This is a genomic window from Pseudoalteromonas sp. Z9A4 (genome assembly GCF_011378845.1).
Lineage (GTDB): Bacteria > Pseudomonadota > Gammaproteobacteria > Enterobacterales > Alteromonadaceae > Pseudoalteromonas > Pseudoalteromonas arctica.
In genome coordinates this window covers 199,382-215,350 of sequence record NZ_WTLA01000003.1, presented here as the reverse complement: position 1 = coordinate 215,350, position 15,969 = coordinate 199,382, and the positions used below count along the sequence as shown (strand labels likewise).

General features: G+C 37.7%; 17 protein-coding genes. 5 read left to right on the top strand and 12 right to left on the bottom strand.

Going from position 1 to position 15,969, the window contains the following annotated elements:
* Positions 1-96 precede the first annotated feature (96 nt).
* From GQR54_RS04345 to GQR54_RS04330, 4 genes are all read right to left on the bottom strand, one after another.
* Positions 97-1,503: an alanine/glycine:cation symporter family protein gene (locus GQR54_RS04345; RefSeq protein WP_010552913.1), complete on the bottom strand. Its 1,407-nt coding sequence runs from the start codon at positions 1,501-1,503 to the stop codon at positions 97-99.
* A 419-nt stretch (positions 1,504-1,922) separates the two neighbouring features.
* On the bottom strand, positions 1,923-2,936 hold the full coding sequence (locus tag GQR54_RS04340; protein WP_166376658.1) for a patatin family protein: 1,014 nt from the start codon (positions 2,934-2,936) through the stop codon (positions 1,923-1,925).
* 282 nt (positions 2,937-3,218) lie between these two features.
* On the bottom strand, positions 3,219-4,208 hold the full coding sequence (locus tag GQR54_RS04335) for an LLM class flavin-dependent oxidoreductase (RefSeq protein ID WP_166376657.1): 990 nt from the start codon (positions 4,206-4,208) through the stop codon (positions 3,219-3,221).
* Positions 4,209-4,349: 141 nt separating this feature from the next.
* On the bottom strand, positions 4,350-5,093 hold the full coding sequence (locus GQR54_RS04330; RefSeq protein WP_166376656.1) for a siderophore-interacting protein: 744 nt from the start codon (positions 5,091-5,093) through the stop codon (positions 4,350-4,352).
* A 134-nt stretch (positions 5,094-5,227) separates the two neighbouring features.
* Between GQR54_RS04330 and GQR54_RS04325 the strand changes: the two genes are divergently transcribed.
* From GQR54_RS04325 to GQR54_RS04315, 3 genes are all read left to right on the top strand, one after another.
* A complete protein-coding gene (locus tag GQR54_RS04325; protein WP_007583213.1) occupies positions 5,228-5,647 on the top strand; it encodes a MarR family transcriptional regulator in 420 nt (139 codons plus the stop codon).
* An 80-nt stretch (positions 5,648-5,727) separates the two neighbouring features.
* Positions 5,728-6,141 (top strand): S24 family peptidase, encoded by a 414-nt coding sequence (locus GQR54_RS04320; protein WP_010552918.1) that lies wholly within the window; start codon positions 5,728-5,730, stop codon positions 6,139-6,141.
* Positions 6,129-7,388 carry a Y-family DNA polymerase gene (locus GQR54_RS04315; protein WP_166376655.1) on the top strand — a complete coding sequence of 420 codons (1,260 nt, stop codon included), beginning with the start codon at positions 6,129-6,131 and terminating at the stop codon, positions 7,386-7,388. Before GQR54_RS04320 ends, GQR54_RS04315 begins: the two co-directional genes overlap by 13 nt.
* 20 nt (positions 7,389-7,408) lie before the next feature.
* Here GQR54_RS04315 and GQR54_RS04310 read toward each other — a convergent pair whose 3' ends face one another.
* The 5 genes from GQR54_RS04310 to GQR54_RS04290 all read right to left on the bottom strand — a co-directional run bounded on the left by GQR54_RS04310 (position 7,409) and on the right by GQR54_RS04290 (position 9,591).
* Positions 7,409-7,870 carry a hypothetical protein gene (locus GQR54_RS04310; protein WP_010552920.1) on the bottom strand — a complete coding sequence of 154 codons (462 nt, stop codon included), beginning with the start codon at positions 7,868-7,870 and terminating at the stop codon, positions 7,409-7,411.
* A gap of 433 nt (positions 7,871-8,303) precedes the next feature.
* The gene (locus GQR54_RS04305; RefSeq protein ID WP_007583221.1) at positions 8,304-8,822 is read right to left on the bottom strand and encodes a DUF4240 domain-containing protein; all 519 of its coding nucleotides are present in this window, start codon (positions 8,820-8,822) and stop codon (positions 8,304-8,306) included.
* On the bottom strand, positions 8,822-9,013 hold the full coding sequence (locus tag GQR54_RS04300) for a YwbE family protein (protein ID WP_007583223.1): 192 nt from the start codon (positions 9,011-9,013) through the stop codon (positions 8,822-8,824). Before GQR54_RS04300 ends, GQR54_RS04305 begins: the two co-directional genes overlap by 1 nt.
* A 68-nt stretch (positions 9,014-9,081) precedes the next feature.
* Positions 9,082-9,363 carry a hypothetical protein gene (locus GQR54_RS04295; RefSeq protein WP_166376654.1) on the bottom strand — a complete coding sequence of 94 codons (282 nt, stop codon included), beginning with the start codon at positions 9,361-9,363 and terminating at the stop codon, positions 9,082-9,084.
* A gap of 15 nt (positions 9,364-9,378) precedes the next feature.
* A complete protein-coding gene (locus tag GQR54_RS04290) occupies positions 9,379-9,591 on the bottom strand; it encodes a hypothetical protein (RefSeq protein ID WP_121954678.1) in 213 nt (70 codons plus the stop codon).
* A 100-nt stretch (positions 9,592-9,691) separates the two neighbouring features.
* Here GQR54_RS04290 and GQR54_RS04285 point away from each other — a divergent pair, with 100 nt between their 5' ends.
* Positions 9,692-10,501 carry an ion transporter gene (locus GQR54_RS04285; protein WP_166376653.1) on the top strand — a complete coding sequence of 270 codons (810 nt, stop codon included), beginning with the start codon at positions 9,692-9,694 and terminating at the stop codon, positions 10,499-10,501.
* 75 nt (positions 10,502-10,576) lie between these two features.
* Here the strand turns inward: GQR54_RS04285 and GQR54_RS04280 are convergent, their stop codons facing one another.
* From GQR54_RS04280 to asd, 3 genes are all read right to left on the bottom strand, one after another.
* Positions 10,577-11,713 (bottom strand): DUF748 domain-containing protein, encoded by a 1,137-nt coding sequence (locus tag GQR54_RS04280; RefSeq protein WP_166376652.1) that lies wholly within the window; start codon positions 11,711-11,713, stop codon positions 10,577-10,579.
* A gap of 328 nt (positions 11,714-12,041) precedes the next feature.
* A complete protein-coding gene (locus GQR54_RS04275) occupies positions 12,042-13,931 on the bottom strand; it encodes a bifunctional diguanylate cyclase/phosphodiesterase (RefSeq protein ID WP_206017602.1) in 1,890 nt (629 codons plus the stop codon).
* Between the two features lie 174 nt (positions 13,932-14,105).
* The gene (asd, locus tag GQR54_RS04270) at positions 14,106-15,245 is read right to left on the bottom strand and encodes an aspartate-semialdehyde dehydrogenase (protein WP_166376650.1); all 1,140 of its coding nucleotides are present in this window, start codon (positions 15,243-15,245) and stop codon (positions 14,106-14,108) included.
* Between the two features lie 269 nt (positions 15,246-15,514).
* Between asd and GQR54_RS04265 the strand changes: the two genes are divergently transcribed.
* Complete coding sequence (locus GQR54_RS04265) at positions 15,515-15,934, top strand: hypothetical protein (protein WP_166376649.1); 420 nt, start codon at positions 15,515-15,517, stop codon at positions 15,932-15,934.
* Positions 15,935-15,969 lie beyond the last annotated feature (35 nt).

The window sequence follows — 15,969 nt, the reverse complement described above, 5'->3', positions numbered from 1 at the left end:
TAGTTATTTTCATAACACTGAAAATGAATATTTATGCAAAATAAAAAGCGGCTTTATGTTGCCATAAAACCGCTTTTTATAGTTAAGTATGCTGAGTTAGTCCCAAATGCCGTCTTCGCATTTACCCTGTACTTTTACATCTTTTACTTTAAATTCGGGCTCTAAACCTTTGTCTCTTTGTGCGTGGTAATCGCTCGTGACAGACAAAATAGTCGGCGTTAACAGTATAATAGCGATAACGTTAACCACTGTCATTAACCCTAAGGCAATATCGGCTAAATCCCAGACTTCTTTTAAGGTCGCCGATGCGCCCCACAACATCATTGATAAATAAAGCAAAGTGTAAATGCCGCGCCCTACTTTGTTGTCGAGCTTAAATAAGTGCAAGTTGCTCTCTGCATAGGCGTAGTTTGCCACCACCGATGTAAAAGCAAATAAGGTAATAGCGGCTGCTACAAAATAAACACCACCTTGTGCTAAATGAGCGGTCATCGCGCTTTGTGTTAAACGAATGCCTTCCATTTCGCCGCTTATGTCTATATCAGCCAATAAAATGATCACAGCGGTACAGCTACACAGTACTATTGTATCAAAAAATACGCCTAGCATTTGTATGTAACCTTGCGTTACTGGGTGATTAGGAATTGGGCTGGCACTTGCTGATGCATGCGGAACACTACCTGCACCGGCCTCATTAGAATATAAACCACGTTGAATACCGTTTTTAATGGCAGCGCCCATTGCACCCGCTCCGGCTTCTTGTAAACCAAACGCCGATAAAAATATATCTTTAAGCATGGCGGGTACTTGCGTGAAATTTATAATCGTAATAATAACGGCGGCAAGTACAAACACAATGCCCATTATTGGCACAACACGTTCTGCAAATCTGGCAATTGCCTTAAAGCCACCGAGTATAATTGAGCCGGCTAGTACGGTAATAACCAGGCCTGAATAAAATGTAGGAACTTCAAACGCGTAATTAAGTGCGTCGGTAATTGTGTTAGTTTGCATTGCGCTAAACGTAAAGCCGTAACCTAAAAATAAACATGCGGCAAACACAATTGCGAATGCTCGGCTACCCAAACCTTGCTGAATATAATACGCAGGACCCCCTCTAAACTCGCCGCTACTATCGCGCACTTTATATACTTGCCCAAGTACGCTTTCAGCAAAGCCTGTAGCCATACCCAATATGGCTATTACCCACATCCAAAATATAGCGCCGCTGCCGCCAAGTGAAATTGCCACTGCCACACCGGCTAAATTTCCGGTACCTACTCGTGCACAAAGTCCTGTACACAATGCTTGGAATGATGAAATGTCGTCTTTTTTACATTTGCTGCTGCCTTTTAAAAGGCTAAACATATGTTTAAATTTAAGTATTTGAATTGCTTTTAGTCGTACCGAAAACCATATACCTGTAAACAAAAGTATATAAATAAGTACCTGACCTTCTCCCCATAAAAGGTTGTTTACACTTTTGACGACGGTATCGAACATTACTAATCCCTTTTTATTTTATACTTTTACTTTATGTTAGCACCGACTTTAAACTCTGCATGTAGCGCTACTCAACTTTAAAACTCCGGCAGCTCATTATGCGTTAAACATAATAGTGTTTAAGTTTGGCTTTACCCGATAGTGAAGTGTGTATTGGTGTTTAATAATCTGTAAGTAAGCACATTCAACATTGAATTTTATTTCTATAAATATGAATAATAAATCACAATTACACTTTATATTGATTAGTTAAAAAATCAATAATATCTTTTTAAGATTCAGTATTTTATTTTGCGCATAGGTGCGGGATGCAATAGTTTTTATTTTGATGCAGTAAGGTTTATATGAGGCGTAATGAGGATTAAGAATGGCAAAAAAATAGCGCATAAAGTTATGCGCTTTTTTGTAATTATATTTAATTAGTTATAGCTGTATTGTGTAGCTGCACTGTAATGGTTGTTGCTGTTAATCTGTAAATTTTGCATTGCTAAGTATGAGCGACCGGCATCTAAGCCTAATTTATGATCAAAACGTAAATCATTATTCGAACTACCTAATAATTTGCTATGCAGTTTTTCGTCTGCAAAAATTTGTATTATTTCTACATCACTTGGTGGGTTTGCAATAAACTCAAGCTCGTCTAAATACGCTTTCTCGTGCTGTATTAAGTAGTCCAATGTTTTTGGACAATAGCCTGATGCTATAGCAAATGATCTTAGCTTTTGTACCCATGCAGATTGCGCTTGAAAATTAGCGTCAACCGTTCTTATTACAACAATTTTACGAGCCCCTCGGTTGTAAGCTTCACGCACTGGTAATGGAGCGGCTAAACCGCCGTCTAGGTAAAAATCGCTCTGTACTTGCTCTTCAGCAAGGTGTATTTCGTTAGCTGCTTTTGCGTTTAACCAAGGGGTTAACTTTACACCCTGTTTGTATAAAAACGGGAGTGCGCTAGAAGCCTTTAACAAATCACGCCATTGGCCACTCTCACCTGTTGGCGATAAGTAATATGCTTTTCTGTCTCGTGCGTTTGTTGCTGTTATAAGTAGTTCACGCTCACCTAAACTAGTTTTCGCTGTTTTGAAATCTATAGCTCTGTTTACTTCAGTGGTTTTGTCAAAGTACCAATCTAAATCAACTATGTGTTTACCCACTAATCCGCGACCAAGCTGAAAAAAACGTTTGTTACGCGAAAGCCCTCTAATCAGGCGCTTGGCATAGCCTTTTTGACGCGCTAAGTAACTAGTTAAGTTTTGCGAACCTGCTGAGGTGCCAATGAATAAATCGAATGGGTCATATTCTTGCTCTAACCACGCATCAAGTACGCCAGCTGTGAAGATCCCTCGCTGCCCGCCACCTTCAGCAATCAGTGCAACTTTTGGTTGCGCTGTTTTGTTAACTGAATTAGCTGTTGCGCTATTTAGAGACTTCACGGTGAACCTACCTTTATTTAATGATGTTTGGTTTAATGCATACATTATAAAAAATAAAAGTGATATCTTAAAATTGATTATTTAAATCAGTTCGATTGAAAAAACAGAACGATATATAAAGCAAAATATATACTAAAAATAGCAATCAAATTTACTTTGAATATTTAAATAACAAATACAGACATCACTTAAAGTTAATAAAATGAGTTAAAAAAGTTTAACTTTTGATGATGTCTGTATGTTAACAAGCCCAGAGTGTACGCTTGCTTAACTAACTATATTTTAGTGTTTTATTTCCATTAAAATTTCGAGTGCACGGTGGCGTTTTTCACTATCGAATACATCATTGGTAAATATAAACTCATCTACTTCTAGTTGTTTCGCTATCATCTCTAACTTGTGTTTAATACTTACATGTCCGCCTACTACGCTTAGACTTAAAAAGTTCTCTACATGAGCGCGTTCTTGTTCGCTCCACAACCCATCCATGCTTTCAACAGGTGGTTTTAGCCACAGCTCGTTACCACGTATGAGTGCGAGCACACGTTGTTTAGAAGTAGTCGACAAGTATTGCGCTTCATCGTCGGTGTCTGCTGCCACTAAAGGCAGTGCAAGCATTACGTATGGCTTATCAAGTACGCTTGATGCCTTAAATTCGCGCTTATACAACGCTATTGCATCGTGCACAAAACGCGGTGCAAAATGCCCTGCAAATACATACGGTAGCCCTTTTTGCGCCGCTAACTGCGCGCTAAATAAACTCGAGCCTAATAACCAAATAGGAACGTTTGTGTTCTCACCCGGTATAGCACGTATAGGGTGCGTACCGTTATATGGGCCAAGTAAAGTTTGCAGCTCAGTTACTTCTCCCGGGAAGTTTTCTGCGCGGCTCATATCGTTATTTAGTGCACGACTCGTTACTTGGTCACTGCCGGGGGCACGCCCTAGTCCTAAATCTATTCGCCCTGGATATAAGCTCTCTAACGTACCAAATTGTTCAGCAACAACTAATGGGGAGTGGTTTGGCAGCATAATACCGCCCGATCCAACGCGTATCTTTTTGGTATTACCTGCAATGTGGCCAACCAAAATAGAAGTGGCAGCGCAAATTATACCAGGCATATTATGATGCTCAGCAAGCCAAAAACGGTTAAAGCCAAGTTCATCTGCACGTTGGGCGTATTTAGTACTTTTATGAAGAGTGTTAGTAACGCTGTCCCCTTTGATCATGGGGGCAAGTTCTAATAACGAAAAAGGAATGGAATTTAACAAAATAGCAGCTCCTAAAAATGCATGCTAATAATGAATTACATCATTAGCATAAAACACTTAAATGGGTCTGCTATTAGGTCAATTCAAGTTACGCAGAGGTATTAAAGCAAAATAGGTATATGTTATTTTGCTCTAAGGTATTCAGGCAAGCTGTGCATCACGTTGGCGCTGCTTTTTATAGCCTTCTGAGTCTACGCCTTTTTTCCAATAACCTGAGGAAACAATATTACTGCGCGGTATATTAAATTGCTCTGTTAGCAGTGTTTTTGCCCTACGTACAAGCCCAGCTTCCAATGCCATAAATACAATGGGAGGCTCTGCTGTAATGTGCAAATTTTGAAGCGCGCTAAGTAGCGCTTCGTCAGCGTTGTCGGTAACAAGCCAATTAACATCGCGGCTTGTTTCTAAATCAATAATGTCTTTTTCGGTGGGTACATGTACAAAAGCATCAATTTTTGAAGTTAAAGGTAATTGCTGCGCATACCCTTTTATTGCATTTACCGATGTTAAATCGCCTAGTAATACATAATGCGAATGCTCATAATTATCTAGCTTTTTAGGGCCTGGTCCTGCAATACCTAGCTCGTCGCCTACTTTTGCAATTTTAGCCCAGTCAGTTGCAGGGCCTTGGTGCATATTTATAACAAAATCAAGCGTTAGCGCGCCTGTTTGTGCATCTACATGCCTTATTGTATATGACCGTATACAGGCTGTTTTTAAGTTAAAATCTGCTTCACCATTTTTTGGGATCAGTACTTTTACATAGTTACCAATGTGCTGTGAGGTTAAGTCTTTAAAATCATCAGAGCCTACAATAATACGCTGTAGGTGGGGTGTGATTTGCTGTGTACTTAATACGTTGGCTTTGCGAACTTGTTTACTCATGTATTACCTCGTTTTACAAAACTTAGACTTTAATTCCAACCTGCTATAAAAAGCAGGTATTGCACAACGCCCCATTGGTTGATAAAATCAACTATAGCAAATTAATTGACTTTGTCAACTATATTGAGAGTTCTATGAATACACCTTTATCAAATACGCTGTTTGAACTAATGCAAAATTACCGTGTCACAATTCGTGAAGCAATTAACGCAGGCGAACTTGGTATTAATGCTATGCACGTACGCTGCATACATATTATCGCGAACGTAAATAACTGTACGGCTAACGATATAGTTACTAAAACACAGCGCGACAAAGCGCAAATCGCACGTTTAATTAAAGATCTTATTGGCTTAAATTTAATTAATAAACAGGCGAGTGAGCACGATAAACGCTGCTTTATTTTGTCGCTCACAGAGCAAGGTAAAGTTCTTTTTGATAAGTTATTAGCCTCAGAGCAGAAAATAAATAATCAAATGTGTAAAAACTTAAACCCTCAACAAATCAAAGACTTTTTAGATACCGCACAACAAATGATCAAAAACATGGATTGATCAGCCATACATTCTTGGCATAACTTACACAAAACGCATATACTGTACACTTATACAGTATATGCGTTTCAGGTTGTGTTATGTTTGTCATTCCCATTTATATAGAAGCAGGCGTGTGTGGTTTTGAATCCCCCGCAGCGCAGTACACCGAGCTAGGTGTAACCCTTGATGAGCTTTTAATAAAGCATCCAGATGCTACGTTTATTGGTATTGCATCGGGTAACTCTATGCAAGAAGTCGGAATTTTTGAAGGGGACTTATTAGTTATCGACCGTGCAGAGCCTGCAGAAAATGGTGACGTTATTGTTGCTAACTTAAATGGTCTTTTTGTATGCAAACTACTTGATAAAACCAATGCACGGCTGCTTTCAGCTTCTTCTTTACATAAGCCTGTACAACTAACCTCTGCAGACGAGTTTCAGCTAGAAGGCGTAGTAACGCTATCAATAAGAATGCACAGGCAAAGCCCAGAGTTACTAAAATGTATGCCTTAGTTGATGCTGTGTCATTTTATGCCAGTGCCGAAAAAGTATTTGACCCTGCTATTCGATCCAAACCCGTGGTTGTACTTACCAATAACGATGGCTGTGTATGCGCTATTTGCCCTATTGCTCGGCGCTTAAATATTCCTAAATTTGGCCCGTACTTTAAAGTTAAGCATTTACTTGAGCAAAACAACGTTGTTATTCGCTCTAGCAATTACGAGCTTTATGCTGATTTAAGCGACAAGATGATGAATATTATTGGCCGCTTTTGCGATACACAACACATATACAGTATTGATGAATCGTTTTTGCACTTTAATGGATACACATCATTAATTAAAGACTGGCATGAATACGGCCATACAATAAGGCGCACAGTATGGCGCGAAACAAAGCTTCCTGTGGGTGTTGGTTTTGGCCCGACCCCTACTTTAGCAAAAGCCGCTAACCACGCAGCTAAAAAGCTCAGTGGTTTTAATGGTGTAGCAGTAATAAATAGCGAGCAAACTCGCCAAGCTATTTTACAAAGAATGAGCTGCGAAGATGTGTGGGGCATAGGCCGTCGATTAGCTAAAAAGCTTAAAATAATGAATATACACACCGCTTGGGACCTTGCTCAGCAAAACCCTAAAACTATGCGCCGTGCATTTAGTGTGGTGGTTGAGCGCACGGTAAGCGAGCTTAATGGCGTAACGTGTTTAAATTGGGACGATGTACGACAAGACAAGCGCGAGATATTTTCGACCCGTAGCTTTGGTGAGCGGATATGTGAGCCAACCGCGCTTAAAACAGCCCTTATTAATCATGTAACTACAGTGGCTAATAAACTACGCGCCCAGCGTTCGCTCACTCATCAGCTTTATATTTTTGCAGCCAGCGGCGCACACGAAAATAGATATTATAAAAAGTCATTTGTTTATAAATTTGCCAGCCCCACTAACGACACCTGCGTGATGGCTAATGCTGTATCTGAGGTATTTAATCAAATTTATCAACCGGGAGTTCGATTTTATAAGTGTGGTGTGGGCGCGGTGGAGTTAACGTCGGTGCAGTTTCAGCAAAGTGACTTATTTAGTAAAAGCCCTGATAACCCAAAGCTCATGCAATGCCTAGACACAATCAATAATCGATATGGAAAAGGGATGCTCAACCTTGCAAGCAGTAAATTAAATGACCGATGGCACATGAACCGTGATTTTTTATCGCCGCAGTACACTACGCGTTGGCGCGATATCCCTAAAATATACTGCGAATGATTTACTACTTACTAGATGCTTTATTTGCTCTCGTCTGCTTTTTTAAATGTGCACTCTACACTAGGTTCGCTTAATGTGTATTTTAGTGTGTTATCAGCTAAGAATTTGATACTTTGACTGATTGTTTTTTCGTTTGCAGGGTTTTCACAACGGCTCATTCTTAAACCGTTTTCAAGGCCATCACTTTTATATTTAAGCGTACTGGTTATAAAACAAAAGTTTGGTTTTTTAATAGTGCGAGTACCATTGTGGAGCGATCCAAATACAATTTGTTCTCCAAGTTTAAAACCTGCACTTAAATCACTTTCGTCTGTCAAACTCAAATCGCTATTAACGCATAACCCTGAATTGGTCGACACAACTTCGTATGCCCCCAGTTTTGACTTTAAAAACGGTATAAATCGTGTTTTATTACTCGGCTCAGAAAAAGCATTTGCACTTGTAAAAGCGACAGTTAATAAAGCGAGTGTTAAATATTTCATTTCGTGGGTGTATCCTCGTGAGTCAGCGTGTTAAATAATAGCAAAATGCCTAATCACTTAGCTTTTATAACTTTTAACAACTATAACAGAGATTTACTATAAAAGGAGAGAAGTCGTATTACAGGAGCGAGCGCGTGAGTAGGACGCGGAAGCTTTGCTCGGTTTTTACTTATTCTTACTAGAATAACCCAGGAGCAGTTGTCGAGCCCACTAGTTTACAAATTTCGCGCCGCGATTAAATCCTTCTTGGATCGAACAAATTCAACCACCAAAGGTAAACATGCCCTAGATACTCATTACAAACCATTTTGTTGTTAAGCACTTTATCTAATACGTACTTAAACAACAAAACGATTTATACCAATGCGCTTAATTGTAAGGGTCAATTGAACTCATTAGATTGTTTAACTAGTTATACGAATTGGTATTTATTTTATTGCCAGTACTTTGCAAATAATAAAGGGTAGCTTTGCTTTAAAAACTTAGGTTTGTCTTTAAAACGTTTACCTTTGGGTTCATCACTGCCAGATGGGATAAACGGCAATTCGTCTTCGTTACGTTCTTCAAATAATAAACCGGCTATTAAGTCATACTCATCAATGTACGGATAAGGCTGCTCGTTTAAGTAATAAACGGGTGTACACTGCGCTATCGAATCAGCATTTTCTAAGGCGTTTTCGAAAACTGTTTTACCGCGCGAAATTAACCAACATCTAAATTCGCTAAAGCCATAATCGTCGTTACATCCAGCCATCACAAAGGCGGCACCAAATAAATCCCAGGTAAAACACTTGCGCATATGTATGCCAAAATGCTTATCAAAATCAATAAGGTGTTGATCGCTTAAATCATTAAGTTTAGTTTTTAGGTTATCGCTCACACTTTGCGGATCGAGCCCTAAATCAGGCGTTGTTACTAATTCCCAAAAAGCCTGTTCTGTTAACGCTGCCATTATAAAATCTCTTTTACTCGGCCAACTTGACCATCTTCTAAACGTACTTTAATGCCGTGTGGGTGATTTGGTGATTTTGTTAAAAGGCGCTCAACAACACCCTCAGTTAATGTGCCGCTGCGTTGATCTTCTTTTAATACAATATTTACTGTGGTACCTGGTGAAATTTGCGAACGCGTAGGAACAGCCATAATTTAAACCCTAAAAATAATTTATCTAATTATAACGTCCATGTGCTATCAAACCAACAAAAGCTCTGTTAATTGGCGGAAAATGAAATATGTGCTGGTTTTGCGTTCAACTTAATAACTGCTAACTCGTTAAGTATAATAGCTGTTAATTCGTCAAGTTGCGGTTTTGCATCTTCAAGGGCTATCTCATCATTAAAGTAGCACTTTACTTTTAACGTGTTTGCTTCGTTATTTAAATCAATTGTATGTGTTAAGTAATCAAATCCTGTAACTGTTTCTTTTATAGCTTCGCATGCATTAGTAAGTGCTAAACGAATTTGTTTATCACGTTGTTTTTGAGTTTTAGTCATAAATATAAAGGTTACTTACTTAGTTTGGGCTTGTTGCTGTTTTTTAAACTCTTCGTAGTTAGAGTCTTGTTTATCTAGGCATTCGTAATATTCTTTGTCGGCTTTATAGTTACATTCATCAAGGCGCGCCGATTGAACTTCATGAAAACGCGCGTCAGAGCTGCAACCAGCTAAAACACATAATCCAACAATAAGTAATGCGCTACTTTTTAGTTTATTGATAAACATTAAATTTCCTTACACTTTCTATATCGAAAAAGCGTTAAATTATTACAATATTATTGTATATTAGCGCCATAAAATCTTAATCTCCAAAGGATCTATTTCTATGATGTCGCAGTTACAAAAGTTGTTTCAGCGTATAGATAAAAGCAAGATATTTCAATCATTTGTTATAGCTGTAATTATTGTTTCTGCCCTAACAGTAGGTGCACACACTTACTCACTACATCCTACCGTAGAGCTTGCTCTAAATTGGATGGATGTTGGCATTACCGCATTCTTTTTAATTGAACTAGTAATCCGCTTTATTGCAAGTAAAGGCATAAAACACTTTTTTTCTAAAGGATGGAACATATTCGACACCATCATAGTTTTGGGCAGTTTATATCCTGCTGCCGGCTCTACTATGTTAATTGCTCGTTTACTGCGCATATTTAGAGTGCTGCGATTGGTATCGATGATCCCAGAGCTGCGCTTATTAGTTAACTCATTGCTTAAAGCCATCCCACAAATGGGTTATATAGCCCTATTAATGTTTGTTATCTTTTATATATACGCTGCAATGGGCAGCATGATGTTTGCCGAAATAAACCCCGTACTTTGGCAAGACGTTTCAATCTCTATGCTAACCCTATTTAGGGTGGCAACGTTTGAAGATTGGACCGACATAATGTACGAAACAATGGCAGTGTACGAACTAAGCTGGATTTATTACCTTACGTTTATATTTCTAACCGCATTTGTCTTTTTGAATATGATGGTAGGTGCCATTTTAGAAGTTATGAGTGAGGAGCACCGCAAAGCGCGAGAAGAGCTCGCAGATGATAGCTCATTACCTGCAACGCAAGGGCAAGTAAACGAACTACAATCCCAAATTGCTGAGCTTAAAGAGCTATTGAGTAACCACAAAAACTAATCTGATAAGAGTACTAAAGCACCCACTTAAAGTTTAAAAAGTGGGTGCAGATTGGGCATTCAACTGAAACATGCGTTACCAAAGTGCTTTAATTCCCTCGTTATCAGGTTTGTTATCCGTATCTTCAAAAGAAATAACGTTATCTACCTTCATTTTAAACGCATCAAAAAAAGCATTTTTTAAAACCGAAGTAACTGCTTGGAAAGTCGAAACATCCGCATTGTCTAATTGCCCTTCTATAGGAATGCGTGCAGCAACAAGTTTAGACTCATCGTTTTCGAGGATAGAGCCTAGTAAATCAACACTTCCTTCAAATATGGCTGTAAATATGCCGTCGTCATCTTTTTCAATATCTTCGCGCCACGAAAAAACACGCAAGTTTTGAACGCCCGCTTTAACATAACCATTTAAGTTATTATCTTTAGCCACAAGTTCCATAGCGCCATCAATGCCTCCCGCTTCAATATCAAATGGTGTATACACTTTAAATACAGTGTCTAAATTTTTAACTGAAAAACGTTGTACCTCTGCGTTAAAGTCAAAATTAGCTTGCTTGCTAAAAGGGTCTAATTTGCCATTAAGCTTTAATGCTGCCTCCCCCATTAACGCACCTTCTACGTTTAAAGTAGTCACAAGTGTTTTTGATAGGTTTTGCGCATTCGTTATGTTTTCAATTCTGGCATTGATATTTGATATAAAGGTGGGGTTTTCACCGCTATTCGTTGAGTTAACTAAAGTTAACTTACCTTGCTCAATTGTTAAGGTATCAATTGAGAACAGTACCAAATTATTAGCGAGCCCTACCCAGGTAGTTTCGTCTTTTACTTGTTTATTTTGCTCAGAAGCATTGGGATCTTTATCGTAAATAACTATTTCAGGACGCGTAAAGGCCATGTTTGTTACTAAATTGCCCTTTAAAAGGGCTGACCACGCAAGTGAAAAATCAAGAGTTTGAATGCTCAATAAAGGCTTTGGAGCTGAGGTTGCATCAACAGCGTAAATTTCAACGTCGTCAATTGCGTAGGCACCGCGATATAAAAACAAATCTACATCACCAACATGCCCAGTAACACCTTGTGTATGTTTTAACTGATAATTTACGTAGTATTGAACTACATAAGGCGCGGCTATTCTGGCAATAATAAGGATTAATAAAATAACCGCTAATGACTTAAACCATTTGCTATGAAATACATTAGAAACCGAGCTCATTATAATTTCCTTTACCTAATACTTTCAAATGAGCATTTTAAACATGTAAAAATTACGTAAAGTTGTAATAACGCTACGTATACCGCATTTAAAATACATCGTTAATAGCCTAACAGTAATTAAAGTGGCTAACTTAAGTATTAAAAGCAAAGGTTATACCAATTTAAATAAAACAATGACTATGCAGACTAAAAAGTACGAGAAGGGAAATGTACTGCGATAGTAAAAATGCGTTAAAGATTTAAAAACTCTCTTAAATTGAATATATTAAATATGAATTGCTGCAAAAATCTGATTTATATAGCAATGCTTAACTAAATATAAAGCTTTAATTTATCAGTGCTAATGCTTGATCAAATCTGACTGGTTTACTGAATACAAAGCCTTGGTATTTATCAACTTTTAATGTTTTTAATAATGTTAGCTGAGCTGTGTTTTCTACGCCTTCCGCTATTACTTGGCAACCAATCATATGAGACATATTAGTTACCGCAGATACGATACTTTTATCCTTTGAGCATTCACAAATATTATCAATGTAAGATTTATCTATTTTAATATAATCAACTGATAGTTCTTTTAAAACCGATATAGAAGAAAACCCTGTACCAAAGTCATCAATCGAAATACGTACACCGGTATTCTTTATTCCCGTAATAACTTTTGACAAATACGGTAAATTTTTAATCATGACTGTTTCTGTTATTTCTAAATGGACATTGTATGGTTTGACTGCGTATCTGTTTAAAAGCCCAACTAAAAAATCTAAAAAGTTATGGTTTTCTAGTTGCAACACAGACACATTAATCGACAGTCCAATATTACTATTTACAGCGTTTAATTTACTTAAGCTAGAAATAGCTTGCTCAAGTGCAAATTCACCTAATATATTGATTTTTCCATATCGCTCTGCAATATCTATAAATTCTGTAGAGGGGATAAATTCATCTTTAAATTGCCAACGAAGTAGTACTTCAAACGTCGTTATTTCATTTGTAGTTATATCAACAATAGGTTGATAGCACAGATGAAAATCACCTTTTTCTACGCACTCTTTAATTGAGCTACGAAGTACTTCTTCTCTTTTAAGCGATTCATGCATTCGCTCGTCAAATACCGATATTTCATTGCGACTTTTCTTGCCTTCATACATAGCAACGTCAGCGTATTTTATTGCTTTTTCAAGAACAAAATTTTCGCGCGTAAAATACAGCCCAACCTTAAAAGAGGGATTTACTTGATAGCTATCCATACTCACTGTTTTTGTTAAGGTTTTAACTAATCTAAAAACACAGTCAAAAAGCTCATCTTCGCTGTTATTACGAGAATAAAAAATAAACTCATCACCACCCCACCGACAAGCAATAAAGTCGCCTTGAGTTTGCGTTTCAACTAAGCGTTTACCTGTTTGGGCTAATACAAAGTCACCAAAATCATGGCCATATTTATCGTTGATGATTTTAAAGTCATCCATGTCTAAAAATAATACGGCTTTAATATCATTGTTTTGATTGACTAAATCAAGCTCAACATTGGAAACAAAACTTCCCCTGTTAAACAGTTTAGTTAGATTATCTTTTTGCTCTAGAAGAATTATTTGATCGGTGCGAAGTTGTACTTCGTTTTCTAAATTTTCAATAAATTGATCTAGCTTAAGTTCATTATTAATTGATGATTTTACATCTTTTGCAGAACGTATAGCGGTAACAAAACACAAAATAAACCATAAAACGAGTCCTAAAATCCCTAATACATTCTCATCTTCAATAGGCTGTAAAAGTAATAAAATACTAAAAGGAACCAATAAACAGGTTATATACGACAATGATGAGCGAATATCAGAGGCTAAAACATTTACACCGCCACCAGCAAGGGAGCTAAAAACAACCAGAGATACAAACTTCTCCTGTATTTGCATGTTTTCATAAAACAAAATAGGAAAAGCCGCCCATGTTAAAGCCGTTAATAATAAACCTATAAAATATAGATGATATTTAAAAGCATGAGTGTTGTTAACAAATACATGGCTGGCTATTCGAAGTAATGAAATAAACGTTAGCGTAAAAAGCCAGTAAAGTTTTCCTTGAGAGGCGCTATGATTAATACTGCTAAAAATAAGAAAACAAGAAACAACCGTATTTATCGCAATTGCAGAGCTAAAATAAGATCTAACAAATGCTAATCGCTTATTGGCAAAATTATTTGTATAAGAGGTCATTAATGTTACTTGAATAGGCTGTTGCACAATGTAAACAGTTTACTTAAGTTCAATAATAAACAACAGTGAACATTCATAAAAAGTATTATTTAAGCCTCTTAAGCGGTTCTATAAGCCATTAAACTAAAAAGGGCTGGCAAATTGCCAACCCTTTTTGTTAATACTGATTATATATTACTCATCATCAACAATTATGCGTAGCATACGACGAAGTGGCTCTGCCGCTCCCCATAAAAGCTGATCGCCTACTGTAAATGCACTAATGTATTTTGGACCCATCGCTAATTTGCGAATACGACCAATAGGGATACTTAGAGTACCCGTTACTTTGACAGGCGTTAAATCAGTTGCACTAATATCCCGCTCATTTGGAATAACCTTAACCCACTCGTTGTGAGACGCTAAAATTTCTTCAATTTTTTCTACGCTAATATCTTCACGTAATTTAATGGTCATAGCTTGTGAATGACAACGCATAGCACCAATACGCACACATAAACCGTCAATAGGCACTGGCTGCTTAGAAGAACCTAAAATTTTGTTCGCTTCTACTTGCGCTTTCCATTCTTCTTTAGACTGACCGCTTGGCATTGGCACGTCAATCCAAGGGATCAAGCTACCCGCTAGTGGCACACCAAATTGGTCTTGTGGTAAATCACTCGACGCCATCGTTTCGCTTACTATTTTATCAATTTCTAAAATAGCAGAGCTTGGGTTATCTAGTTTATCTGCAACACTTGCATGAATAGCACCCATTTGTGCAATAAGCTCTTTCATATTTCGTGCACCGGCGCCCGACGCCGCTTGGTAAGTCATTGGGCTTACCCATTCAATTAGGTTTTGCTCAAATAAGCCACCTAAGGCAAGTAGCATTAACGATACTGTACAGTTACCGCCCACAAACGTTTTAACACCTTGCGCTAAGCCTTGTTCAATAACGTCTTTGTTTACAGGATCGAGTACAATTATGCTCTCATCACTCATTCGCAGTGCAGAGGCTGCATCAATCCAGTAACCATCCCAACCCGATTCACGAAGTTTTGGATATACCGCATTGGTGTAATCACCGCCTTGGCAAGTAACAATAATGTCCATTTTTGCAAGCTCGTTAACATCACTTGCATCTAGTAATGGTTTTGCATCACCTGCTATATCAGGGCCTAGTTGACCCGCTTGTGAGGTTGTGAAAAAGGTGGTGTCGATAAGTGCAAAATCACTTTGCTGCTGCATACGTTCTAATAACACAGAGCCAACCATGCCTCGCCAACCGACTAATCCTACTTTTTTCATTGTTTGTTCCACTGTTTGATTCATAAAAGATGCCTTAATACATTAAAAATTAAAATTCATTGCGTGAGATTTAATTTTTATTAACGTCAAAATAACACCACCAGCGCGCTAAAACTAGTGAATAAAGTAGAACTCAAATTTTTTTCATAGTGTAAAAAATGCAAAGGCATGCAGTGCTTATTTTAAACTTTAATAAAAGCTTAACCTTGTTGAAACTTATATTTACCACGCTTAATAGACACATTGAATAAAGATGTTTTGTGTAATTCTACATTTAACTAAAGGAAAAGATAATGAAGACATTCACTCTTGCTCTACTTACTTTAAGTTCAGTATCACTTAATGTATTTGCAGATACTACGCTTTCAGCAAGCACAGTAACGCTAAAAGAAAATGAAAAAGTATCCTTTGAGCGCGCAGAAATAAATATGGAACAGCAACAAGGCATATTGGTAAATACTGCAACAACCTATTACGCACCAAAGGTTTGGATAAATGGGCGCTTAGAGCTGTTTTTTGTGGGTTCTACAAATGGAAATCAATTTTGTGAAGAGCGTGGTCACAATCAAGAAATTTCTGGAAGCACAATTACCTGCGGAGAGGATGAAAGCGCTTATGGTAACTTTGATTGGTATAACCAATTATGGACAATGAAAAGCACTGGTAGTAAAAACCAATGCTATCAACTTTATGCAACTATAAAGTGTCAGTAGTATATAAAATTGTAGCCCTATACTAATTATGGGGC